Origin of the sequence: Brachybacterium sacelli (assembly GCF_017876545.1) — a bacterium.
Classification (GTDB): Bacteria; Actinomycetota; Actinomycetes; order Actinomycetales; family Dermabacteraceae; genus Brachybacterium; species Brachybacterium sacelli.
On record NZ_JAGIOD010000001.1, the window covers coordinates 106,599 to 130,045 of the forward strand.

Sequence of the window (23,447 nt, forward strand, 5' to 3'; positions counted from 1 at the left end):
CGGCACCCACTTCGGGAACGCCACGAGCATCCCGCGGGGACGCCGACCACCGTCACTCCAAGGAGTCAGTCCCCATGGTCCTGCCCTTCCTCGCCCCCCGCCCCACCGTTCCTGCGAAGGACGGCGCGAGCTGGCCGCACGTGATCATCCTGGGAGGCGGCTTCGCCGGCGCCCACGCCGTGGGCGCCCTGCGCGACGCCCGCGTGCGAGTCACCCTCATCGACCGCAACGTCTACAAGACGTTCCAGCCGCTGCTGTACCAGGTCGCCACCGCCGGCCTGAACCCCGGTGACGTCACCATGTTCCTGCGCGGGCTCTCCCTGAAGGTCCCCAACATGCGCTACCGCCAGGGCGAGGTCGAGGGAGTCGAGCCCGAGCGCAAGGTGGTCCGCCTCAACGAGGGCCAGAAGGGCGTCCAGGAGCTGTCCTACGACTACCTGATCGTCGCCAACGGCGCGACGACCGCCTACTTCGGCACCACCGGGGCCGAGGAGCACGCGATGCCGATGTACACGCGCTCCCAGTCCCTCGCGATCCGCGACCGCATCTTCTCCGAGCTGGAGCGCTCCACCCGCGAGGACGCGCCCGTCCACGACAAGCTGAACGTGTGCATCGTCGGCGGCGGGCCGACGGGCGTCGAGATCGCCGGAGCCCTCGCGGACTTCCGCATGCAGGAGCTCGACATCCTCTATCCCGAGATGGACCCCGGGACCTTGCAGGTCAGAGTGATCAATCGCGGCGAGGAGCTGATCAAGGAATTCTCCTCCGAGTTCCGCCAGTACGCGGCCGACGAGCTCGAGGACCGCGGCGTCACGCTGTGCCTGGGCCACGGCGTGAAGTCCGTCGGCTACGACCACGTGGTCCTCGACGACGACTCCGTCCTCGAATCCGACATCACCATCTGGGCGGCCGGCGTCGGCATCCCGGACTCGGTGAAGGGCTGGGGTCTGCCGCAGGACAAGCGAGGCCGCCTCTCGGTCGACGACTACCTGCAGGTCAAGGGTTTCCCCGGCGTGTACGCCGCCGGTGACATCGCCGGCCAGGACGATCCCCTCCCCCAGCTCGCGCAGCCCGCCATCCAGACCGGCCAGGCGGCGGCGAAGAACATCGCCGCCGAGGTCGCCGGCAAGCCGCGCAAGAGGTTCTCCTACACCGACCTGGGCACCATGGCCACGATCGGCCGTCACGCCGCGATCGCGGAGATCCCCCACCTTGGCGGGCTCTCTGGATCGGTCGGCTGGGCGGCCTGGCTGGGCGTGCACATCACCAAGATGATCGGCCACCGCAACCAGCGTGCGGTCGCGATGAACCTGATCTCGCTGTACGGCGGCACCCGTGCCACGCACCAGCCGAACCCCGTCGTCGGGGAGGTGGACTCGCTGCGCGCGGCCCGGATGTTCGAGGCGCAGGCCCCCCACCGCAAGTTCGGCAAGGGTGCCCAGGCCGGCGCGCCCCACGACCAGGAAGCCGCCGAGGAGACCCCCGGCGCCCGCGACGTCTCTGACCCGATCAAGGACTGATCGCCGGGCAGCGTCGACGCGGTGGTCGGCGCTGCCGAGACGACCAACAGCCGACCTGCCGTACCGAGCTCGGCGCCGCTAGATGTTGCGGGTCATGACGTTGTGGTCACGGCGTATGGGATGAAGGAACGGGCCCCTGGACTGCACGATGGGTGGTGTCTAAGCAACCGTCTCGCAGGAAGAGGCCCGTTCCATGCACCACCGTAATGCGCCGCTGACCGTCGTTGGAAGGCAGCGAGCTGTCGCGCAGGTCATCGACTCCGGTCGCCCGATCGCCCACGTCGCGGCCGAGTTTCACATCGCTCGCACCACGCTCTCGAAATGGGTCGGCCGCTACCGCGAGCACGGCGACCCAGGCCTGCAAGACCACTCCAGCGCGCCGGCGAACCGCCCCACCCGCCTCCCGATCTGGGTGCTCGAGCTGATCGAGTCCTGGCGGCGGAAGAGGAAGTGGTCCGCGCGCCGGATCGCCCGCGAGCTCGCCGACGGCCACGGGTTCGCGTGCTGCGTGAGGACGGTGACGAGGTGGCTGGACCGCCTCGGCTTGAACCGGATCCGCGATATCACCCCAGACGGTGAGAACCTGCGTTCACCAGGGAAGATCACCGCCCGCTACCCCGGCCACATAGTCCACATGGACGTCAAGAAGGTCGGTCAGATTCCCGACGGCGGCGGCTGGCGGGCCCATGGTCGTGGCAGCGAACTGGCCCTCGCCGGCAAGCGCGCCCACAAGCAAAAGGTCGGCTACACCTACCTCCACTCCATGGAGGACGGCTTCTCCCGCCTGTCCTACACCGAGTCGCTCGAGGACGAGAAAGCGATCACGACCATCGGGTTCTTCCATCGCGCCCGCGTGTTCTTCGCCGCGCACGGCATCACCTGGATCACGCGGCTGGTCACCGACAACGGCAGCAACTACACCGCCTCAGCGTTTCGGCGATCGACCTGCGCTTTCATCTCCCGGCACCAGCGTACGAGGATCTACACACCTCGCCACAACGGCAAGATCGAGCGCTACCAGCGGATCCTGGCCGAGGAGTGCCTCTACGCCCGCCCCTACGGCTCCGAGACCGAGCGGCGCGAAGCGATCGCGATCTGGGTCCATCACTACAATTTCCACCGACCCCACACCGCCTGCGGCGACCAGCCCCCGGCCTCACGACTTCACACCGGCGTCGACAACGTCATGACCAACTACAGCTAGACCCGCAGCGATCCCGGGCTTCGATCACGACCTCAGGCCGCTACCTCGAGCGCCTCCGGCGCGCGCTTGATGAACGGCGCCAGGAGCACCGCGGCCGTGGCGATCGCCGCGCCGGCCAGGAAGGCCGTGTGCACTCCCGACGCCATGGCCGCCTCGGGCGGCGCACCGGCAGCAGCCCCTGAGGCCGTGCGCGCCGACATGAGGCTGATGAACACGGCGGTGCCGGCCGCACCCGCCACCTGCTGGATGGTGTTGAAGGTGGCAGTGCCATGGGAGTACAGGCCCGTGGGGAGCGACCCCAGGGCGGAAGTCATCAGCGGGGTGAACACGAAACCGAGACCGACGTTGAGGGTCACCTGCACCGCGATCACCCACCACACCGGCGTCGCCTCGCCGAAGGTCGTCATGCCCCACAGTGCGGTCGCGGCGACGATCATTCCCGGGGTGATGAGGGGGCGCGGGCCGTACCGGTCGAACAAGTTCCCGACCACCGGCGCGATGACGCCCATCAGGATGCCACCCGGAAGCATCATCAGCCCGGTATCCAGGGCGCTCAGCCCCAGCACCTGCTGCACGTACATCGGCAGCAGCGTGAGGGAGCCCAACAGCGCCATGAAGACGATGACGACCAGCACGACCGCGATGGTGAAGGAGCTGCTGCGGAAGGTGCGCAGGTCCAGCAGGGCAGAGTCCGTGCGCTGCAGGTTGATCTGACGGCCGACGAAGGCGGCCAGTGCGAGCACGCCCACGACCAGCGGGATCCAGGCCGAAAGACCGCCGCCCGAGGTGCTGCCGATCGTGCTGAGCCCGAAGACGATGCCACCGAACCCGATCGCCGACACGATCACCGAGAGGATGTCCAGGCGCACCGGGGTGGTCTCGGTGACGTTGCGGACCCAGATCGCGCCGAGCCCCAGGGCCACCGCCGCGAGCGGAAGGACCAATCCGAACATCCAGCGCCAGCTGAGGGCATCGAGGATGATGCCGGAGACCGTGGGGCCCACCGCGGGTGCCACCGCGATGACGATGGAGATGATGCCCATCATGCGTCCGCGCCGGTCGGGGGCGACGAGCGTGAGGACGGTCGTCATGAGCAGCGGCATCATGATCGCGGTTCCGGAGGCCTGGACGACCCGCGCGACGACGAGCACCCCGAAGCCGGGGGCGAGCACCGCGAGCAGGGTGCCGCCGGCGAACAGCGACATCGCGACCAGGAACAGCGTTCGAAGCTTCACCCGTTGGAGCAGGAACCCCGTGAGCGGGATGACGACGGCCATCGTGAGAAGGAACCCGGTGGTCAGCCACTGGGCGGTGCTGGCGGCGATGGCGAACTCGTCCATGAGGACGGGCAGCGCCACCGACATGATCGTCTCGTTGAGGATCGCGACGAAGGCGGAGGCGACGAGCAGGACGATGACCGGCAGAGTGCCGGGCGGGAGGCCCCGGCCGGTCCGGGCCGCCTGCTGGGCGGATTCAGGCTTGTCGGTGGTGGTCACGGATCTCCTCGGCATCCTAAAACTGGCAGGACTGCCACTATGGCACCACTGCCGATGCGTGAACAGTCGCTAAGGTGGTGATCATGACCGCAGACAAGCTCGACGCGGATCCGCCGCTCGGCCTTCGTGAGCGGCGACGTCGCCAGACCCTCGCTGACATCCACGACGCGGCCATGGAGCTGTTCGAGACCAAGGGCGTCGCAGCCACCACGGTGGATGAGATCGCCGCCGCCGCCGGGGTCTCTCCACGGACCTTCTTCCGCCACTACCCCACCAAGGAGTCCGCGGCGTACCTCGGGGACACCGAGTTCGATGCCCTCATCGACCATGTCGTCACGCTCCTGGAGCAGGGCGCACCCCTCGTCCCGGTGCTCGACGACGCCTGGCTCGAGCACTTCCGGCAGACCGATGAGACGGGCAAGGACGCGGTGCGGCTGATCCGGGAACGCCGTGTCGCCGAGGCCGAGCCCGCCGTCGTGATGGTCGGCATCCAGGGCGGAGAGAGGCTCAATGCGCGCCTGGCTGATGCCGCCCGTCGAGCCCCCGGAGTCTCACCCGAGGACCCCACCCCGATGGCCGTCGTCGCCGCAATCGGCTCGATCGCCCATGTCGCCTACCGCGAATGGGCCACCCAGATGGAATCGGGCAGAGCCGGCTCGCTCCGCGATCTCTACCTGCGCCTGCGTCGAGGGGTCGGCGCTTATGCGGATGACCTGACCCGAATAGACGGCGCCCACGCGGATGGTGCTGCGACGCAGGGTGGAACTCGTGCGGAGGGGCCGGGACGCGAAGAATCACGGGCCCCCTGACCGGACGACACCGCATCTGTCGTCCGGACCCCACTTCCCGCCGCCGTCCTCAGCTAGGCGCGGATGACCCCCACGACGAGATACGCCGTGCACAGCCCGCCGATCACCAGCACCGCTGCCGTCGCGGCCAGCATCGGCAGGCCGCCGCGGGAGAGGATCCCGTCCCGATGCAGGGAGAGGTGCGCGCGCCGGTACCCGTGCGCGGCGAGGGCGTAGGCGAGCACGGCGAGAGCGGCGCCCACGACGCCGACCAGCACGGCAATACCCCCGAGGGCGGAGACCGTGAAGCGCATCCCCACCAGGCTCGTGACCGCGAAGGAGAGGCACGTGCGCCGCCAGGCGAGCAAGGTGCGCTCGGGCTGCAGGCCCGGGTCGTAGACGAGGTCGGCGGGGTCCTGGGTCATACGTACAGCCCGATGGTGACGAGCGCTGCGGCGACCACCACACCGATCACCAGCACCGCTCCGGCGGCCAGCCCCGGCAGCGGGGCACCGCGGCGCAGGGACTTCTCGGTGGCGCGCCAGCCGAACCAGGCCTGCGCCGCGGCCAGCGTGCCGAGCACGAGGAAGACCCCCGCTGCGGCGATGCGCCAGGCGATCGCGTCGGGCAGGGCGAGAGCCTCGAGCGCGAAAGCTCCCGCATACATCGCCAGGGCCGTGCGCAGCCAGGCCAGGAAGGTGCGCTCGTTGGCGAGGCTGAAACGCGGGTCGGGCTCGTCCCCCTCGCGGTAGACGCTGCCGGGGAATCGTCGTGGGGTGTTCATGGATGTTCCCTCTTCCGTGCGACGGTGCGGAAGCCGCCGTTGCCCATCGAGGAGTCCGGCGTGTTCTGCGAACGCGCCGAGTTCCGGTACCGGTTGCAGTAGGAGACGTGGCACAGGTAGCTGCCACCGCGCAGGATCCGGGACTGGGCGGTCTCGGGGCCGGCGGGGTCCTGGACCACGGTGCGCTGCTCCGCGGTGGTGCCACGGCGGTAGGTGGCGGGATGGAACCAGTCCTGGCACCACTCCCAGACGTTGCCGACCGCCTGCCAGAGCCCGTAGCCGTTGGGGGCGAAGGCGCGCACAGGGGCGGTCGTGAGATAGCCGTCCTCGAGGGTGTTGGTCCGGGGGAAGTCGCCCTGCCAGATGTTGACGCGCCAGCCGCCGTCGTCGACCTCCTCGTCGCCCCACGGGTACTTCGCGCTGTCAATCCCGCCGCGCGCGGCGTACTCCCATTCCGCCTCGGTGGGGAGGCGCCGGCCTGCCCAGCCGCAGTACGCGAGGGCGTCATTCCAGCTCACGTGGACGACGGGGTGATCCTCGAGCCCCTCGATGTCTGAGCGGGAACCACCGGGACGGCGCCAGTCGGCCCCGCGCACGCCGCGCCACCACGGGGTGCCTGCGGTCGGGTCCATGAGTTCGTCCGGGTCGGCGGCCACGGCGAGGTGGAAGACGGCGGAGAACCCGAACTGCTCGGCCTCGGTCCGGTAGTCGGTGGCCTCGACGAAGCGTGCGAAGTCGGCGTTGGTGACGGTGGTGGCGTCGATGTCGAAGGCGCTGACCACGACCTCGTGGCGAGGGGTCTCCCCGTCGGCGCGGTTCCTGTCACCGGAGGAGTCCCCCATCGTGAAGGTCCCGGCAGGAATATGTGCCTGCTCGATGCCGTGCTGGCCACCGTCCGTCGACGCGGCGCCTCCCTGGGGCCCGTCGTCGCGGGGTCTGCCGGCGAGACCTTCTCTCGTCGGCATCCCGCAGCCGCATCCGCAGCCCGGGCTCTGCTCTACCTCGGACACTCCACCGCTCCTCTCACAGGGTTCCGCCCATCTTTCCATCTCGACGTCGCCGCAGCGCTGTCCCACGTCGGGCCTGAGCTGATGCATCTGCTGAGAGTCCCGGTCTTCCAGTGATCTGCTCGATGATCGCAGCGAGGTTCTCGGGAGCCCGGGAAGGGATCAGCGTGATGTGGTCGCCGGCCCGGAGCAGCGCGGACCTGCCGAGGTCCACGACCGTCGAAGCAACCACCGGCAACCACTCCCGGGCTCGGGGTCAGGCGGCCAGCATGACTGACGGCCATCCGTCCATCGGGGGTCGTCTCAGAAGGACTGCGAGAGCGCGAGGGAGCGAACATGGCACACCTGTCGGCGAGCATCAGAGCCGGCGTCCGCCGCCGAGGCCGAGGCGACGTGCCCGTCGAGAGCGACCGCCTTGCCGACTGCCTGGTGCACCCCCTGTCTCCTCCTGGATATCGGCCCGCGCCGATGGATTCGACGGAGCGTCTCTTCCCCGATCCAGGACCGAGCACCGCTCACGGCGCCGCTCGCGATTTTTGCTCCCCGCCGTCCTGACGAACGGCCTGTTCGACGCAACGGCATGCCGCCGCCGTCAACCCACAACGCGCCACCCCAGACGCACTACCGCGATAGCAAGGAAGCACCGCCATGTCGATCACCAGCACGCCGGAGGACGCCTCACCGGCGCCCTCCCACGACGCCTCCGGGGCTGACGACAAGCGTCCCGGACGCGGACGCACCGTCGCAGCCCTGGGCTTCTCCCAAGCAGTCGACAACTCCGAGTCCGGGCTGATCAACACCTTCTTCCCCCTGATCCGAACGGCCTTCGGGCTCGACTACGGCGCACTGGGAATCCTCACCTCGCTGCCGCGGTTCTCCCGCATGATATTCGGGCCCTTCTGGGCGATGATGGCCGATCGCTACGGCCGCAAGAACATCCTGTTCCTCGTGACCGGCGTGTGGGGTCTGTTCACCGTGGCCGCAGGATTCGCCCCGAACTACCCGGTCCTGGTGGCGCTTTTCGCGCTCTCGGCGATCGGCACCGTCGCCTCCGAGCCGATCCTCAACGGACTGCTGCCGGACCTCTTCGCCAAGACCGAACGCGGCAAGGCGTACGGGCTCGTACGGGGAATCGGCGGGGGCGTGGGGATCGTGCTGGGCCCGGCCATCGGCCTGTTCGGCAACAACCCTGACGGGTGGCGGTACGCCATGTGGGTGATGGGCCTGGTCTCCATCGTCTCCGGAATCCTCATCCTCGTGTGGGTCCCCAAGCCCGAACGGACCCGGACCAGGATCGCGGGCGACCCGGAGGCCGGGGTCTTCAAGTTCTCCGATGCCCTCAAGCTGTTCCGCATCCCCACCATCGCCCTGACGGTCGCGATGATCCCCTTCGTGACCTCCGTGGCCGTACTGCCGTTCTACTCGACGTTCCTGGTGGACGTGCGCGGCTACTCGGTGCCCGAATCGACCGTGATCATGGCGGTGCATTCCATCGGGATCATGTTCTCGGCGTTCGCCGGCGGCTACCTCGGGGACCTGTTCGACAAGAAGTTCGGCGCGAAGGGCCGGGTCATGCTCATGCAGATCTACCTGGTCACCTTCGCCCTCACCGTGGCGTTGGTGACCCAGCTGCCCTTCGACGGCCGCCTGTTCGTCTACACCGCCTCGTTCGTTCTCGGTCTCGTGTTCTCGATCGGTTTCTCCGGTTGTGTGCTGCCGATCATCTCGACGGTCGTCCCGCAACAGCTGGGGGCGACGGCCTTCGCCTTCCTGTTCTCCTTCGTCCAGGGAGGCATCGCGGCGATCTTCTCCATGCTCGCCGGCAACATCGCCGACGCGATCGGACTGGGCGGGACCTTCCTGTGGTTCATGACCGTGCCGTACCTGCTCAACGCGGTCCTCTGGTTCGCCTTCTACAAGACCTACCCGCGGGATCGGGCCAAGCAGGATGCCCGCACCGCCGCGGTCCTCGACGGAGCGTTCTGACGGCGTGAGGTCGGTCTGTCGGCCCGACGGCCTGGTGGATCAGCGCGTGCGAGGCTGACGAGCAGCTCCAATCGCCATGCCGCCTCGTCGTCCCCGGCGCTTTACCGCCTCAGCGCGAGTTGCGGATCAGGGCGATGAGCCGGTCGGCGTCCTCGCGCAGCGGGGCCGCGGCCATCGTGGCCGTCGTGGCGCTCCCACCGTCTTCCGTCGTCCGGGCCGGTTCCTGGGCGAATGGTGATGCCGGGGCTGCGTCCGCCGGGTCCTCCGCCTCGGGCAGCGGTGCGGCGTAGAGCGCGGCGGTGTAGGCAGAGGCGATGCGGTCCGCGGTCTCGCGATGCTCGGGCGTGACCTCGGTGTCGCCGGCGGCGATCTGGTCGAGCAGGTCCTCCAGGGCGCGGGCCGGGGGCAGGGCGGCGTCGAGTGCGAGCTGCTGCGGTGGATTGCCCCAGGCCCCGGTCCACCCCAGCAGGCGGATCGCCCGGGAGCGCACGGTCAGCTCCCCGGTCAGCTCGGACCAGGCCAGTTCGCCGGCCCGTCGCCGGTGACTCTCGACGGCGAGCGCGCCCGCGTCTCCGCCGAAGCCACCGCTCTGCGCACCAGCACCCTCGCCACCAGCGCTCCCACGGGCCCCGCCGCGCGCCAGCGCGCTCCAACGCTCCTCGCGCAGGTGGACCCGGTGGCGACGGATCAGCAGCACCGCCGCCGCGCCGCCTGCGGCGAGGAGGATGCCGATGGTCAGTCCCGCGAAGAGCCCGCCCTCGACGCGCTGCACCGTCTGGGGGTCGGTGACCAGTCCCCCGCCGTCGGAGCTCGCGGCATCGGTGGTGTCCTCCGGGTCGTCCTCGGTGGTGCCCTCCTCGCTGGTGGGTTCCTCCGTGGTCTCCTCCGGGGTGGGCTCCTCGCTCGGCCCGCCGGTGGACTGCCCTTCCTCGGTCGCGCTGTTCGCCTCGGTGACGCCGGGGGTGCTGACCCCGTTGGCGGCGGCGGCCGGCGTCGGCTCGAACCGCACCCAGCCGTGCTCGGGGCCGAACCACACCTCCGGCCAGGCGTGGGCGTTCTTCGAGCTCACCGACCACTGATCGCCCTGCTGGTCGCCGGCGGTGAAGCCGATGGCCACACGCGTGGGATAGCCCTGCGAGGTCATCATCAGCGCGAAGGTGGAGGCGAACTGCTCGCAGTAGCCGATGCGGTCGGAGAGGAACGACTCCAGCGGATCCTCCCCCGGCGGGGAGTTCACGGTCAGTGAGTAGGCGAAGGAGCTGCGGAAGTACTGCTGGTAGGCGACGGCGGTGTCGAAGGCGTTCTCGGCCCCGGCGTCCTCCTTGACCTGGGTGGCGAGGTCGGTGGCGATCTGCGGGACCTCCTCGCGGGAGGTGTAGCCGGCCTCGAGGGGCTGCTCGAAAACTGTGGGGTCGACGGTGCGCAGCTCGTCGGCGCTGGCGGGATTCCTCTCGGAGAGGACCGTGTAGTCCAGGCCGGTCAGCGGCACGCTGGTGCGGCCGACGGCGATCGCGCCGTTGGAGGGCTGCGGGGACAGGGCGCGGCTGACCCGGGGTTCGGAGGTGTCGACGGCGCGGATGTTGTCCGGCACGGGCAGGCGGTCCCCGCCGAGGCTCGAGACGCTGAACTCGGAGCGGATGAGGTCACCGGAGGAAGGGTCGAGCGTTTCCCCGTCGCCGCGGGCATCGGAGAAGGACGAGCGGCCCAGTGCCTGGTCCTCGCCCTCGGAATCATTGCGGTAGGTCTCGCCGTCGAAGGTGTTCAGGGTGCGCAGGCGCAGGTAGGACGGCTGGGTGGCGGTGGTGGTGTAGTTCAGCACCTCGATGTCGTCCTGCTGCAGCAGGGAGCGGCGCACCGAGACGTCGTCGTCGATCATCACCGGGCCCAGCTGTGGCATGTCGCGGTTCTGCCAGCGATTGATCACGTCCATGTCGAGGGCGACCTGGGTGGGGGCGATCTGCGGGAGCACCAGCCCCACCGGCATGGCCAGCGCGGCCACCATCACGATCGAGACCGCGGCGGCCCCCGCCGCGCGCAGGGGTCTCGGGAGGGGGCCCGCCTGCGGCCGGCGGTCGCCCTCGATGTAGGCGGGGTCGGCGTGCACGGTGCGGGTGGCCAGGATCATCGTCCCCGCCACCAGCGGCCCCGCGACGGTCCACCAGGCCCCGCCGGAGGGCTGCTGCAGGGCGGGGATCAGGAGCGATCCCATCAGGGCGAGACCGGTGGGCGTGTGCCAGCCGAGATCGAGGAACACGAGGTCGAGCACCAGGGTGCCCAGGGCTATCAGCGCGACCACGAGGACGGTGCCGCGGGAGCCGAGGGTCACCGGTGCCATCCCGGAGGCCAGCTCGCTGACGGCGCCGGGGAAGATCGCGATCTGCTGGGTGATCATCGCGAGCGGCCCCTCGGAGACGCTGATCAGGCCGTGGGCCGTCTCGACCACGAGCAGCAGCACCGCGACCACCACCAGCTGCAGCAGAGGCACCAGCACCTGACGGTCCACGAGGTGGCGCAGCATCAGCCCGCCGGCGATCACGGGGGCCGCGGCGGTGAGGGTGAGGACGAACCAGGAGGAGCCGGCCAGCAGGATCGAGAACGGCGCGGACGCCAGCAGGACCGCCAGCAGGAGCACGAGGGAGCGGCCGACGAGGGCGTTGCCCTCCAGGGTGGGTCGTCCCATCAGCGGGCTCATGAGACCTCCTCCGCGTCGGCGGCGGTGAGCAGCTCGTCGAGCGTGTCGGCGGTGGTGCCGCGCACGAGGGTCCAGCTGCCCAGTCGGGTACGGGTGGGGCCCGCGGCCTCTCTGGCCGCGGCGAACTGGGCGGCGTGCGTCTCGTCGGTGTGGCCGAAGCTCTCGCGGTGGGCGTGGGAGAAGTCCCCGCTCCCGGCGGGGTCGATGCGTCGGGCCCGACGGGGGCGACCGGGCCCCTCGTCCTCGAGCACGGGGCGCAGTGCGATGGCGGTGCGGTGGGCGGCGCGACCGGCGAAGCGGTCCAGCTCGAGGCCGGCGAAGGGCTCGCCGTGGTCCAGGCCCAGGGCGATCGCCAGCGCGGTGTGCCCGGCGGCGTGGTCGACGCCGATACCGGTGGCGGCCTCCTCGTCGTCGAAGTCGACGCCGGCCAGGGCCAGCAGGGAGGCGCGCTGCTCGACGGCATCGGCCTCGCTGCCCAGCGGGGACGGGCCGGGGATGCCGCGGCGGCGACCGCTGCGGGTGATCTCCTCACCGCCGGCGTCGAGGATGCGCACGTCCCAGCCGTTCAGGCCGAGGCTCTCGAGCACGGTCGCGGCGTGGGAGACCAGACGGTCCTCGACCTCGTCGCTGGCCTCGCCGCGGCGGGTGGTGTCCAGGACGATCACGGCGCTGTGGCCGGCGGTGGGCTCGTCCTCGCGGGTCATGAGCTGGCCGGTGCGGGCGCTGGCGCGCCAGTGGATGCGGCGGATGTCGTCGCCGGCGGCGTAGGGACGGGCGATCGGGCCGATCTCCCCGACACCGGGGACGGCGGTGGCGCCGAGCGGGCCGTTGCGGGTGATGCCGGTGGCGCGCTCGGAGGCGGGGGCGAGCTCGGCGACCACCGGCAGCCCGGTCAGGTGCAGGCCGTCGTCGACGGTGCGGCGCAGGTGGAACAGACCGAACACGTCGCGGACGATGAGGCTGTAGGGGCCGAGCCGATGGCCACCGCGGCGGCGCACCCGCAGCACGTGCGGCATGCGACGCGACAGCGGCAGGTCACCCTGGCCGCCGAGGGCCTCGGGCAGGTGCTCGCGCACCGCGCCGCGGGCCAGGGGCAGGGTGGTCAGCGGTGAGGCGTCCAGCAGTTCGAGCTGGATGCGGGCGACGGAGCCGACGGGGACGGCGTCGTCGATCACCTGGCGGCGGGCGCGCAGCCCGATGCTCGCCAGGCCGATCCCGATCGCACCGATCAGCAGCGCCAGCAGCAGTCCGGCGGCGAGGTACCGGGCGGGCAGCACCCGGGTGAGGTCCGCGACGATCCAGCACAGCAGGGCCAGCACGAAGACGACGATGCCGCGTGCGGTGGGCCGCAGGACCGTCCCGGGCGACGGCGGTGTCACCTCTGCGAGGTGCTCCGCAGCACCTGGTCGACCAGCTCCCCGGCGCTGGCGCCCCGCGAGAGGGCCTGGGGAGTCAGGTGCATGCGGTGGCGCCACACCGGCATGATCACGGCGCGCACGTCCTCGGGCCCGACGAAGGTGCGGCCGGCGAGGGCGGCGTGCGCCTTGGCGGCCCGCACCAGGTGGACGCCGGCGCGGGGCGAGGCACCGAGGGTGACCTGCGGGTGGGTGCGGGTGGCATCGGCCAGGCGCACCACGTAGTCGAGGATCAGCGGGGAGGCGTGGACGCGTCGCACGGCACGGACGTGGGCGGCGATCCGCTCCGGGGTGGTGCGCACGGTCACGGCGTCGAGGATCTCGCGGTCGCCCGCGGGGACGGGCCCGGCCTGGGCGGCGAGCATGCGGCTCTCGGCCGGCGCGACGGGATAGCCCATGGAGGTCTGGGCGAGGAAGCGGTCGCGCTGCGCCTCGGGCAGACGGTAGGTGCCTTCCATCTCGACAGGGTTGGCGGTGGCGACGACCATGAACGGCTCGGCCAGCTCGTAGGTGGCGCCGTCGACACTGACCTGGCGCTCCTCCATGGCCTCCAGCAGCGCCGACTGGGTCTTCGGGGAGGCGCGGTTGATCTCGTCGGCCAGCAGGATCTGGGTGAACACGGCGCCGCGGCGGAACTCGAACTCGCCGGTGGACTGGTTGAACACGCTCGCGCCGGTGACGTCGCCGGGCAGCAGGTCCGGCGTGAACTGGATGCGGTGGCGCTCGGCGCCGAGGGTGGCGGCGAGGGACTTGGCGAGCATCGTCTTGCCGACGCCGGGGATGTCCTCGATGAGCAGGTGGCCGCCGGCCAGCAGCACGAGCAGGGAGATCTGGGCGACCTCCTTCTTGCCCTCGACGACGGTGGCGATCTCATCGATCACGTCCTGGGCCTCGGAGGCGATGTCCTGGGCCTCCGCCTCGGTGAGGGCGGGGATGCCGGCGACATCGCCGGCCCTCGCCGATCGCGTCGGAGAACCGGCCACGGAGCCTGCCAGAGGGCTCGTCGGAGCACTGACCGGAGTGCCATGTAGAAGGTGTCGGGCCTGGTCAGGGGACCCTTCGTCGAAGTCGGCGGCGACCGGTGCCTCGTCCTGGCTCATCTGTGCTCCTTCGGGTCGACGCCGGTGAGGGGGTTCACCAAGAGTTTGCCCGGTCATGTGACCCGTTTGGGCGCACTGCTATGGAGCCTCCCTCTAGAGTATGACGGGTTGTGCCTGTCTTCCGAGGAGTGTTTCCGTGACCCGCAGTGCCCGTTCGACCGTCACCGGTATCGGTGCTGGTCTGGTGCTGGTCGCATCCTGCGCTCTGCTGCCCTCGTCGGCCCTCGCGGAGCCGCTCGGAGGAGCGACGGCACCGATGACGCCGACGGTGTGCCAGGCCGTCCAGGCGAGTGCGTCCCCCACGGAGGCGAGCGTCGGGGAGACGGTCACGATCGCGGCGGACTGCTTCGAGCACCGTACCGATGTCACCGTACAGATCATCCCGCAGTCGGGACAGGGCGGTTCCCGGACCGTGACCGTCCAGACCGATGAGAATGGCAGCATCCCCGCGCAGAGCTACTCCCCGCAGGCCGCTGGCGAATACAACGTCGCCGTCAGCGGCGGGGCCTCGCAGGCGACGGCCAGTTTCACCGTCACCGGCCCCAGCGACGGGGGCGAGCCCACGGAGGAGCCGACGGATCAGCCCACCGAGGAGCCGACGGAAGAACCCACCGATCAGCCCACCGAGGAGCCGACGGAAGAACCCACCGATCAGCCCACCGAGGAGCCGACGGAAGAACCCACCGAGGAGCCGACGGAGGAACCCACCGATCAGCCCACCGAGGAGCCGACGGAAGAACCGACCGATCAGCCCACCGAGGAGCCCACAGAAGAACCCACCGAACCGCCCACCGAGGAGCCGACGGAAGAACCCACCGAACCGCCGAAGACCAACAGCACGACCATCGGCGGCGACGGGAGCAGCGACGGCTCCGGCGACCTGGGTGAGGGCTCCAGCTCAGGCACCGGGTCCGATGACACGGGAGGGGGCCCCGAGCAGACCTCCGGCGGTGAGAACGACGGTGCCGGCGGCGACGAGGCCACACCGGAGGACGACTCGTCCGCGACGCCGCCCGAGGACTCCCCCACCACGGACGGAGACCCCGCTCCGACGGCGGGCGGTGAGCAGCCGGGCAGCCCCCAGGCCTCGCAGGCCCCTGCTCCAGTCGATCCCGACGGCAACCTGACCGCCGCCCAGGAGCGCACCGTCGCCGAGGCGCTCCGCCTCGGCGAGGCATTGGGCGCGTTCGGCGCAGGTGATACCGGCGCAGGCGGGAGCGACGGTTCGTCCGACGGTGGCGACTCCTCCGAATCCGACAGCGATGATCTCGCCGAGACCGGCAGCGAGATCGGTGCTCCTCTGGCACTGACGCTCATCGCCCTCGGCGTCGGAGCGCTCGCGCTCGGGATCAGCCGCCGCCTCGGCCGCTGAGCCGCGGCCCGCGCTCACTCCTCTCCACCCCGCGCCATCTGGGGCAGTTCGGCGCCCTTTCCTTCCGCCGCGCGCCGTCTTCCGGCAGTTCGTCCGTACGCCGAGCTCGATCGGACAGCGACCCCGGCCGTCAGGCCCGTCGGCCGCGCGCCGTCTGCAGCCCGATGAGCAGGGCGATCACCAGCGCCCCGGCCACCAGCCCCAGTCCCCCCACGGCGACCGCGCCGCTGACGCCGACGACCGCCCCGAGCCCGGCGAGGGTGATGCCGTTGCCGGTGCGCATGCCGCTGGCGACCATCCCGTAGACCCCGACCACGCGTCCACGCTGGTGCTCCGGCGCCCGCAGCTGCACGATGGCCTGCCCCACGGAGGTGGCGGCGAGGTTCGCGACGCCTCCGACCACCAGCGCCGCCACCGCCACCGCGTAGTGGGTGGTGGTGGCGACGAGGACACTGGTCAGCCCGAACACCACGGCGGCGACGACTGCCGCCTTCACGTCGGCCCGGATGATCCCGGTGGCCTCGAGCAGGAAACCACCCACCACGCCGCCGATGCCGTTGGCGAACAGCAGCAGACCATAGCCGAGGTCGCCCTCCTCGCCCGCACCGAGGGCGTCGGCGAAGTTGGGCATCGACACCGTCAGCGAGGAACCGACGCACACCGCGATGAGACCGGCCAGCACGATCATCCCCACCAGCACCTTGTCCCCGGCCACACCGCGCAGCACCTTCCCGGTGTCCAGGATCGAAACGCGCTCGCGCAGTGTCATGCCGCTGCGGGTGTGCCCGGTGAAGGGGGTGCGCAGCATCAGCAGGGTCATCGGCAGATAGAACAGCACATTGGCGAAGATGCCCCAGGTCGTCCCGAGCAGCAGCATCAGCACGGAACCGACCACGGGCCCGGCCAGCACGCCGAGACTCTTGAAGGTGGCGTTCAACCGCACCGCGCTGGGCAGCTCGCGGGGATCGGCGAAGTCGTGGAGCATCAGCTGTTCGGCCGGGCCCCACAGCGCACCGGCGCATCCGTGCAGCACCAGCAGCACGCAGGCGCTCCACATCTCCAGTGTGCCGGTCAGGAACAGCACGCCCCAGGCCAGGGACACGAGGGCGAACAGGCCCTGGGCGATCTGGATGATGCGTCGGCAGTCGTACTTCTCCGCCAGGGTGCCGAACAGGACCGACAGCAGGAGGAAGGGCAGCCAATGGCTGATCACCTGGAAGCCGACCAGCCAGGGAGAGTGGAACGTCTGCCACAGCACCCAGTAGGTGATGACGTGCTCGATGTTGTCGCCCATCATCGAGAGTCCGGCGGTCATCAGGTAGGGCCGGGAGTGCTTGTCGCGCAGAGAGCCGAAGCGGCGAGGACGGAGCGTGGTGGTCATGCATCCTCCGTCCGTCGGCGGAGCCGTTCGCGCCGTCCTCTTAGGTTAAGCGCTGTCCAGGGTGGGCCACCTCCCTGTACCACGGCTTAACCGGCACGGGCAGGCGCTCCGGTCTCGTGCGGCACGCCAGCCGTCCCGCACGGCACGCTGCGCATCCGCGCGGTATGTCACCCGCCGTGAGCGGCACGAGTTCTGCGGGCCGCACGACCGGTGGGGCGGCCGGAACCGGTCGTGACGGTGCATAACCCGGCCGGGGACCGATCGCCGGCACCGCGTGTGCCGGAACGGACCGACACCGAGCGCGTTCGCCGTCTCGACAGCTGGAGGTCGCCCGCTCATGCGCCGAGGCGGCCGAGATGGCAGAGACGGCCGAGATGGCCGAGATGGCCGAGATGGCCGAGATGGCCGAGCCGATGAGCATCGATCAGGATCCGAGAAGCCCCTCCCCTGCGCCCCTCGTAAGCTGATCGACATCCCGACCGGCCCGACCTGGAGGAGAGCGCCTCATGGCCACCACGAAGACCCCGACGACGATCACGGGCACCGCGACCGTTCGAGCAGTCGGTGAGCGCCTGATCCTGCCTCTGCCCGAGTCCGCGAGCGCGCAGCTGCCCTCTCGTGGCCAGGTCGCGGCGATCGGCGCCCTGAACGATCACGAGATCGAGACAGTGCTCGAGCCCGACGGTCGCAAGGGGCATTGGGTCTCACTGGATGACGAGCTGCTGGCGGCCCTCGGGGCGGGCGACGGCGACGAGGTCACCTTCGAGCTGACCTCCACCAAGGACTGGCCCGAGCCGGAGGTGCCGGAGGATCTGGCCTCCGCTCTCGAGCAGGCGCCCGATATCGAGGAGACCTGGACGGGCATCACCTCGATGGCCCGCTGGGAGTGGGTGCGCTGGGTGGGCGCGACGAAGAATCCCGATACCCGCGCGAAGCGGGTCGACGTCTCGATCGACAAGATGCGCGGCGGCAAGCGTCGGCCGTGCTGTTTCGACCTGGCCTCCTGCACCGATCCCGAGCTGGCCAAGAGCGGGAAGCTCATCGGACTGGAGTGAGGCCGCGGGCTCAGCTGACGCACGGTCCCGCACTGCTGCCGGCGCTCGTTGCCCGTGCTGCGTGCCCGCGCTACGCGGCCGGCCGGCGTCGACGCCCGCACTCGCTCACGGTGCGATGCGGCCGGCTCGATCGCGGTGCCGCGACCGCGCGGCACCGCCGGCGACTCAGTCGTTCAGCCCGCACTCGCCATCGTCGTCGGCAGTCAGGCCCATGTCCTTGGCCCGACCGTCCTCGCCGATGGCGAAGATGTAATGCGCCTGGGAGTTCCCGGGCGCCGGTGCGGTGTAGAGCGGCGTGGGGCCTGTCTTGTCGACCGTGTACCGGTCGTAACCGGCCTCGATCTGCTCGGTGGTGGACCCCTCCTCGTCGTCCACCGAGCCCATCGTGATCCCCTCCGGCGTCTGGCTGTTCTCGGTGCCGGGGATGTTCACGACGCCGCGCGTCGGTGAGACCACGACGCCCGCGCCCGGGTTCTGCGCGCCCTCGTCGGGGTCCAGGTAGTACCAGGCGCAGTCGCCGATCTCCTGCCGGTCGGTGAGCAGGCCGGTGGCGACGGCGTCATCCTCCGACATGCCGAGTTCGAGCGCCTTATAGCCGTCCGGCCCGAGAGTGGCTGCACCGACGGTGGCGGGCGTCGTCCCGTTCGTGCCGGCGGCTGCCTCGGCCGTGCCGCCGGTGTCGGCCCGAGCGGCCGTCGGTGCGAGGACCAGAACTGCGATACCGGCCGTGGTCAGGGCCGGGGTGAGAGTCCGTCGCAGCAGGTGAGTGCGTGCGATGACCATGATGCATCCCTTCGTAGTGATCCAGAGCACGTTCCATCGTCACCGATGCGCGTCGCGGAGGCAAGGGACCGACGAGGCCCCTGGGCACGAGGGCCGCGCCCGGCTCTGCGACATCGGGGCGTCATCGCGCCTCGGCACCACGCCGCCCGGCCTCGCCTCAGCAGCTTCGCCGTTGCCCGGCCCTACCCTGGCGCCATGGCCGACGCGCACTCCCCCACGTCCGCATCCGACGCCGCCGGCACCCAGCGGGTGGACCTGGTCCTGGAAGGCGGCGGGGTCAAGGGGATCGCCCTGGCCGGCGCCCTCGAGGTCCTCGAGGAGCGGGGCTACCGCGTCAACCGGGTCGCCGGCTCATCCGCCGGCGCGATCGCCGGGGCGCTGAGCACTGCCGGGATCTCGGGGGCGACGATGGTGAAGATCCTGCGGGAGACCGACTACCGGCGCTTCAAGGACGGCCCGTTCTACACCCGGTTCCTGCTCGGCAAGGCCCTGAGCATCCTGTTGCACAACGGCATCCACCGCGGGGACTACCTCACCAGCTGGCTGCAGCAGCAGCTGACCACCCATGGCCGCCCCGACGGCACCGGCACCTTCTCCGACCTGCTGTACCGCGACCCGGAACCGGGGCTCGAGCAGGAGGACGACACGCAGTTCCGCCTGGTGCTGACGGCCTCCGACCTCTCCGCCGGTCGTCTGCGGTTCCTCCCGGAGGACGCCGACGACCTCGGGAGATCACCTGAGCAGCTGACCGTGCTCGAGGCGGTGCGGGCCTCGATGTCGATCCCGGTGTTCTTCCGCCCCGTGCGGTGGAGGACGGCGACGGGGAAGTCGGCGTGGCTGGTCGACGGGGGGCTGCTGTCGAACTTCCCGGTCTCGGTGTTCGACCGTCCCGAAGGGCAGGAGCCGCGCTGGCCCACCTTCGGCATCAAGCTCTCCGCGCGACCGGAGACGCACCTCGGCGTCGTCAACAAGATCTCGGGGCCGCTGAGCTTCGCCAAGGCAGTCGTGGACACGGTCACAGGCTTCTACGACCGCATGCACATCGAGTCCTCGCATTCCCGTGCCCGCACGATCTTCATCGACACCGATGCGGTGCGTCCGGCGGAGTTCGACCTCTCCGACGAGGACCAGGAGATGCTCTACCGCAAGGGCAGACAGGCGACGGAGGACTTCCTCGACGGCGCCGCCGGCCAGGAGGCGTGGGACTTCCCGCAGTACATCTCCAGGTACCGATCACCCCACAGCCGGTAAGTCCGGCGGGGCCGATCGTCTCAGGAGCGTCGTGCACGCTCCAGTAGCCGTCCGACGGCCATGTCGAGTGGCTCGAGATCCTTGTCGATCACCGCTTGGATGACCTCCGGATTCGTGACGAAGTAGTGGTGTGCCAGGAAGTCCCGCATACCCGCGACGGCTCGCCATGGGATGTCCGGTTCCGAGCTCGTGACCTCCTCACTGAGCGACTTCACCGCTTCGCCGACTTCCAGCAGTCTCATGGCAACCGCATCCATGACGATCTCGACGGAGATCGGCCCGTACTGCAGGTGGGAGCGGATCGAGGTGATCGCTGTTGCGATGTCGTCCAGGAGGTCGGCGTCGGAGCGTCTCACAGCGGTACCAGATCCGTCATGGCATGGGAACGCACACGGTCCTTCAGCCCGCTCCGCGGGACGAGATCAACCGGCACCCCGAGGAGGTCCTCCAACTCGAACTGAATTCCGATGATGTCGATCAGGCTGATCCCCGCCGGAAGGTCCACCAGGATGTCGACGTCACTTCCCTCGTGGTCATCACCACGAGCAGTGCTGCCGAAAACCTCAGGGGCAGAGATGCGGTGCTCACTCAGCACCCTGCGTATCTCAGCACGATGCGCTGCCACCCGCCGGCCCGAGGGGCCGCCGAGCGGCTTCCGTCCCACGGCAGCAGTCTCAGTCATGTACCGATTCTACTGGGCAAACTCCCTTCGGGCAGATCTCCCCGTGCATCACGATGGAAACCGCCGCCCCTCGCTTCGCGCCGCGACTGCTACTGCGACGCCAGCGCCTGCGGCGAGGAGGTCTTGAGCATGGTGTTCGCCCAGGCGATCTGCCGGAGAGTCTGGGGATGGCACTGCGAGGCCAGGTCCAGCAGCGTCCTCTCGTGGGCGGCCTGAGCGTGCTGGGCGAGCATCTCCCAGTCCAACGATGCACCCGAGGCGCGCAGGAGCAGCTCGCGGAAATCCTCCAGCAGTCCCAGCGGGGTGCCGGGCTCGACCCCGGCGCCCTGGACCGTGGCGTCATGGTCCTCGGAGTCCTCCTCGAGCGCGGTGAGGTCCAGGTCCTGCTCGGCGGCGACAGCGGCCAGGTGCTCACGGTTGCTGCGCGAGAGCTCCAGAAGATCGATCGAGACGTGCCGTACCTCGTGCTCGGCCGGGTGGCGTTCGAGAAGCGCCTGGAGGTGCGCGATCACCGCGCCCTCGGCCCGGTAGGTCTTCTCCAGCACGTATCGCAGGCCCGCCTTCATGACGTCACCTTCTCCAGCCGGGCCGCGCTCAGCTTGAACAGCGGCTGCTTGGAGACGGGGTCCCAGTCGGTCACGGTCGTCTCGTTGGCGGCGGTCCCCTGGGCCGCCGAGGCGGGTCCGGCGGGGTGGTCGGAGTCCCAGTAGCCGTAGTGGAAGGGGACGAAGACGACCCCGGTGCGGCAGGTGCCTATCCGCACCTCGCCCCGGAGGCTGCCGCGAGCCGTGACGACTTCCGCTTGGTCTCCGCTGCTGAGGTCGTGCTCCGCGGCGTCCTGCGGGGCCAGTTCCACCCAGACCTGCGGGGCGGCGTCGTTCAGCGCCGGTGCGCGAGCGGTCTTGGTGCGGGTGTGGAAGTGGAAGATGGTGCGCCCGGTGATCAGGTGCAGCGGGAAGTCGTCGTCGACCTCCTCATGGGCCGGGGTGTAGGCGGCCCCCTTCAGCAGTGCCTTGCCCTGGGGGTTCAGCGCCTCATAGGTGGTGGCCTCGACGGAGGCGCCGGTGCCGAGGTCACGGCCGTAGGTTTCGCAGTTCGCGGGTGCGGCCCAGAACTCGCCCTCGAGGTAGAGCCGTTCGGTGCCGTCGGGATGTTCGGCGGTGCAGGGCCATTGGATGCCGCCGCGTTCACGCAGCAGTGCGTAGCTCATCCCGCTGTAGTCGCAGGGTCGGCCGGCGCTGCAGCGCTTCCATGCCTCGAAGGCCGATTCCGGGTCGTGCCAGTGCACGAGCGGCTCGCCGTCGCGGTCGCGCAGGTCCATGCGGCGGGCGAAGTCGCAGAAGATGTCGAGATCGGAGCGAGCCTGCCCGGGTGGGGCGACGGCCTGCTGGGAGAGGTGGACGGTGCGGTCGGCATTGGTGAAGGTGCCCGTCTTCTCGCCCCAGGTCGCCGCAGGCAGCACGACGTCGGCCAGAGCGGTGGTCTCGGTGGGGAAGATGTCCTGGGCGACCACGAAGAGGTTCTCGTCGGCCAGGATCGTGCGGATCCTGGCGAGCTCGGGCAGGGAGACGGCCGGGTTGGTGGCCGAGATCCACAGGAAGGTCAGCGAGCCCTGCTCGGCGAAGCGGAACATCTGCATCGCATGCGTGGAGGGCCCGAAGTGCGGCACCCGCAGCGGGTCGACGTTCCACACCTCGGCGAGCTGGTCAATGTGCTCGTCGTTCTGCCAGTTCCGGAACCCCGGCAGGTCGCCGTTCGCGCCGCACTCGCGGGTGTTCTGCGCGGTGGGTTGCCCGTTCATCTGCAGCACCCCGCAGCCGGGCCGGCCCAGCATGCCGCGCAGCAGCACGAGGTTGTTGACCTGCACTGCGGCGGCGGTGGCCTGGTGGGACTGGTAGAAGCCCTGCAGCACGGTGGTCAGCAACCGTTCGGAGCCGCCGAGCAGTTCGGCGGCGGCGGTGATCTCGGCGGCAGCCAGTCCGCAGATCTCCGCCGCCCACTGCGAGGTGCAGCCGGAGACCTGCGCGGCCAGCTTCTCGTAGCCGACGGTGTGGCTGTGGACGTAGTCGCGATCGACGTGGCCACGAGCGATGGTCTCGTGCACGAGGGCGTTCAGCAGGGCGAGGTTCGTGCCCGGGCGCGGCGCGAGGTGGACGGTGGCGTGCTCGGCGACGGGGGTGGTCCGGGGATCGACGACCAGCAGCTGCGGCGGAGCCTCCCCGGCCAGGCGGTCCAGGATCCGCATCCACAGCACCGGCTGGGTCGCGGCGGCGTTGTGGCCGAACAGGGCGATGACGTCGGCGTGGTCGACGTCGGTGTAGGAGGCGGGCTGGCCGTCGCTGCCGAAGCTCTCCTTGAGCGCCTCCCCGGCGGTCGCGGTGCACAGCCGCGTGTTGCCGTCGAGGTGATTGGTGCCCAGACCTGCGCGGGCGAGGGTGGCCAATGTGTAGTACTCCTCGGCGAACAGCTGGCCGCTGGTGTAGAAGCCGATCGACCGCGGGCCCTTCGTCTCCATCTCCCGTCGGCAGCGCGCCACGACGGTGTCCATCGCGGTGTCCCAGTCCGTCTCGACCAGCTCGCCGTCGCGGCGCACCAGCGGGACGGTCAAGCGGTCGGCGGAGCTGTTCGCGGTCCAGGCATGGAGGTCCTTGATGTCCAGGCGGCCGTGGTTGACGCGGTCCTCGGCGCGACCGCGGACCCCGACGATACGGCCGTCGGCCACCGCGATGTCCATGGCATCGCCGTTGGAGTGCAGGAGGGAAGCGGTGGGCACCCACTGCTCGACGTCGGCGGGCGTGATGCCCTCTTCGTAGTGCTCGTCGACCCGCACGGGCCAGGTTCCGCCGCTGCGGTACGGGGTGCGCCGACCCCAGAGATCATCGATTCGGCTGCCTGCCATCGCTGCTCCTCGTCGAGTCCGCTGCCGCCCTC

General features: G+C 70.2%; 21 protein-coding genes. 7 read left to right on the plus strand and 14 right to left on the minus strand.

The window, feature by feature from the left end; all coding sequences use genetic code 11:
• Nucleotides 1–74: 74 nt before the first annotated feature.
• Both JOF43_RS00470 and JOF43_RS00475 read left to right on the plus strand, forming a co-directional pair.
• Nucleotides 75–1,520 carry an NAD(P)/FAD-dependent oxidoreductase gene (locus tag JOF43_RS00470; protein WP_209897792.1) on the plus strand — a complete coding sequence of 482 codons (1,446 nt, stop codon included), beginning with the start codon at nucleotides 75–77 and terminating at the stop codon, nucleotides 1,518–1,520.
• Between the two features lie 193 nt (nucleotides 1,521–1,713).
• A complete protein-coding gene (locus JOF43_RS00475) occupies nucleotides 1,714–2,724 on the plus strand; it encodes an IS481 family transposase (RefSeq protein WP_209897794.1) in 1,011 nt (336 codons plus the stop codon).
• 32 nt (nucleotides 2,725–2,756) lie between these two features.
• On the opposite strand, the gene JOF43_RS00480 is transcribed toward JOF43_RS00475, so the two are convergent.
• A complete protein-coding gene (locus JOF43_RS00480) occupies nucleotides 2,757–4,235 on the minus strand; it encodes an MDR family MFS transporter (RefSeq protein WP_209897796.1) in 1,479 nt (492 codons plus the stop codon).
• Nucleotides 4,236–4,303: 68 nt separating this feature from the next.
• Between JOF43_RS00480 and JOF43_RS00485 the strand changes: the two genes are divergently transcribed.
• Nucleotides 4,304–5,029, plus strand: a complete 726-nt coding sequence (locus JOF43_RS00485; protein ID WP_209897798.1) for a TetR/AcrR family transcriptional regulator — start codon at nucleotides 4,304–4,306, stop codon at nucleotides 5,027–5,029.
• 53 nt (nucleotides 5,030–5,082) lie between these two features.
• Here JOF43_RS00485 and JOF43_RS00490 read toward each other — a convergent pair whose 3' ends face one another.
• From JOF43_RS00490 to JOF43_RS22865, 4 genes are all read right to left on the minus strand, one after another.
• A complete protein-coding gene (locus JOF43_RS00490) occupies nucleotides 5,083–5,433 on the minus strand; it encodes a DUF202 domain-containing protein (protein WP_209897800.1) in 351 nt (116 codons plus the stop codon).
• A complete protein-coding gene (locus JOF43_RS00495; RefSeq protein WP_209897802.1) occupies nucleotides 5,430–5,792 on the minus strand; it encodes a YidH family protein in 363 nt (120 codons plus the stop codon). The genes JOF43_RS00490 and JOF43_RS00495 overlap by 4 nt, the downstream gene beginning before the upstream one ends.
• The gene (locus tag JOF43_RS00500) at nucleotides 5,789–6,757 is read right to left on the minus strand and encodes a formylglycine-generating enzyme family protein (protein ID WP_209897804.1); all 969 of its coding nucleotides are present in this window, start codon (nucleotides 6,755–6,757) and stop codon (nucleotides 5,789–5,791) included. The genes JOF43_RS00495 and JOF43_RS00500 overlap by 4 nt, the downstream gene beginning before the upstream one ends.
• Before the next feature lie 345 nt (nucleotides 6,758–7,102).
• A complete protein-coding gene (locus tag JOF43_RS22865) occupies nucleotides 7,103–7,234 on the minus strand; it encodes a hypothetical protein (RefSeq protein ID WP_281065002.1) in 132 nt (43 codons plus the stop codon).
• Between the two features lie 213 nt (nucleotides 7,235–7,447).
• On the opposite strand from JOF43_RS22865, the gene JOF43_RS00505 reads away from it, so the two are divergent.
• Nucleotides 7,448–8,785 (plus strand): MFS transporter, encoded by a 1,338-nt coding sequence (locus JOF43_RS00505; protein WP_209897806.1) that lies wholly within the window; start codon nucleotides 7,448–7,450, stop codon nucleotides 8,783–8,785.
• A gap of 109 nt (nucleotides 8,786–8,894) precedes the next feature.
• Here the strand turns inward: JOF43_RS00505 and JOF43_RS00510 are convergent, their stop codons facing one another.
• Genes JOF43_RS00510 through JOF43_RS00520 form a run of 3 tightly spaced genes read right to left on the minus strand, consistent with a single transcriptional unit; the run spans nucleotide 8,895 to nucleotide 13,992 of the window.
• Nucleotides 8,895–11,477 carry a transglutaminase TgpA family protein gene (locus tag JOF43_RS00510; protein ID WP_209897807.1) on the minus strand — a complete coding sequence of 861 codons (2,583 nt, stop codon included), beginning with the start codon at nucleotides 11,475–11,477 and terminating at the stop codon, nucleotides 8,895–8,897.
• Entirely contained in the window at nucleotides 11,474–12,856 is a 1,383-nt protein-coding gene (locus JOF43_RS00515; RefSeq protein WP_209897809.1) for a DUF58 domain-containing protein, read from the minus strand. The genes JOF43_RS00510 and JOF43_RS00515 overlap by 4 nt, the downstream gene beginning before the upstream one ends.
• On the minus strand, nucleotides 12,853–13,992 hold the full coding sequence (locus JOF43_RS00520; protein ID WP_245353971.1) for an AAA family ATPase: 1,140 nt from the start codon (nucleotides 13,990–13,992) through the stop codon (nucleotides 12,853–12,855). Before JOF43_RS00520 ends, JOF43_RS00515 begins: the two co-directional genes overlap by 4 nt.
• A 136-nt stretch (nucleotides 13,993–14,128) precedes the next feature.
• Between JOF43_RS00520 and JOF43_RS00525 the strand changes: the two genes are divergently transcribed.
• Nucleotides 14,129–15,364: a PT domain-containing protein gene (locus tag JOF43_RS00525; RefSeq protein ID WP_209897811.1), complete on the plus strand. Its 1,236-nt coding sequence runs from the start codon at nucleotides 14,129–14,131 to the stop codon at nucleotides 15,362–15,364.
• Between the two features lie 130 nt (nucleotides 15,365–15,494).
• Here JOF43_RS00525 and JOF43_RS00530 read toward each other — a convergent pair whose 3' ends face one another.
• A complete protein-coding gene (locus tag JOF43_RS00530; RefSeq protein WP_209897813.1) occupies nucleotides 15,495–16,745 on the minus strand; it encodes an MFS transporter in 1,251 nt (416 codons plus the stop codon).
• A gap of 506 nt (nucleotides 16,746–17,251) precedes the next feature.
• Here JOF43_RS00530 and JOF43_RS00535 point away from each other — a divergent pair.
• Nucleotides 17,252–17,800, plus strand: coding sequence for a YdeI/OmpD-associated family protein (locus JOF43_RS00535; protein ID WP_209897815.1), 549 nt, complete (start codon nucleotides 17,252–17,254; stop codon nucleotides 17,798–17,800).
• A 165-nt stretch (nucleotides 17,801–17,965) separates the two neighbouring features.
• Here JOF43_RS00535 and JOF43_RS00540 read toward each other — a convergent pair whose 3' ends face one another.
• The gene (locus tag JOF43_RS00540; protein ID WP_209897817.1) at nucleotides 17,966–18,583 is read right to left on the minus strand and encodes a hypothetical protein; all 618 of its coding nucleotides are present in this window, start codon (nucleotides 18,581–18,583) and stop codon (nucleotides 17,966–17,968) included.
• Between the two features lie 195 nt (nucleotides 18,584–18,778).
• Here JOF43_RS00540 and JOF43_RS00545 point away from each other — a divergent pair, with 195 nt between their 5' ends.
• Entirely contained in the window at nucleotides 18,779–19,834 is a 1,056-nt protein-coding gene (locus JOF43_RS00545) for a patatin-like phospholipase family protein (protein WP_209897819.1), read from the plus strand.
• 20 nt (nucleotides 19,835–19,854) lie between these two features.
• Here the strand turns inward: JOF43_RS00545 and JOF43_RS00550 are convergent, their stop codons facing one another.
• The 4 genes from JOF43_RS00550 to JOF43_RS00565 all read right to left on the minus strand — a co-directional run bounded on the left by JOF43_RS00550 (nucleotide 19,855) and on the right by JOF43_RS00565 (nucleotide 23,415).
• On the minus strand, nucleotides 19,855–20,190 hold the full coding sequence (locus JOF43_RS00550) for a HepT-like ribonuclease domain-containing protein (protein ID WP_209897821.1): 336 nt from the start codon (nucleotides 20,188–20,190) through the stop codon (nucleotides 19,855–19,857).
• On the minus strand, nucleotides 20,187–20,516 hold the full coding sequence (locus JOF43_RS00555) for a nucleotidyltransferase family protein (protein ID WP_209897823.1): 330 nt from the start codon (nucleotides 20,514–20,516) through the stop codon (nucleotides 20,187–20,189). The genes JOF43_RS00550 and JOF43_RS00555 overlap by 4 nt, the downstream gene beginning before the upstream one ends.
• 89 nt (nucleotides 20,517–20,605) lie before the next feature.
• Complete coding sequence (locus JOF43_RS00560; RefSeq protein WP_209897825.1) at nucleotides 20,606–21,082, minus strand: hypothetical protein; 477 nt, start codon at nucleotides 21,080–21,082, stop codon at nucleotides 20,606–20,608.
• Entirely contained in the window at nucleotides 21,079–23,415 is a 2,337-nt protein-coding gene (locus tag JOF43_RS00565) for a molybdopterin oxidoreductase family protein (protein WP_209897827.1), read from the minus strand. The genes JOF43_RS00560 and JOF43_RS00565 overlap by 4 nt, the downstream gene beginning before the upstream one ends.
• Between the last annotated feature and the right edge of the window lie 32 nt (nucleotides 23,416–23,447).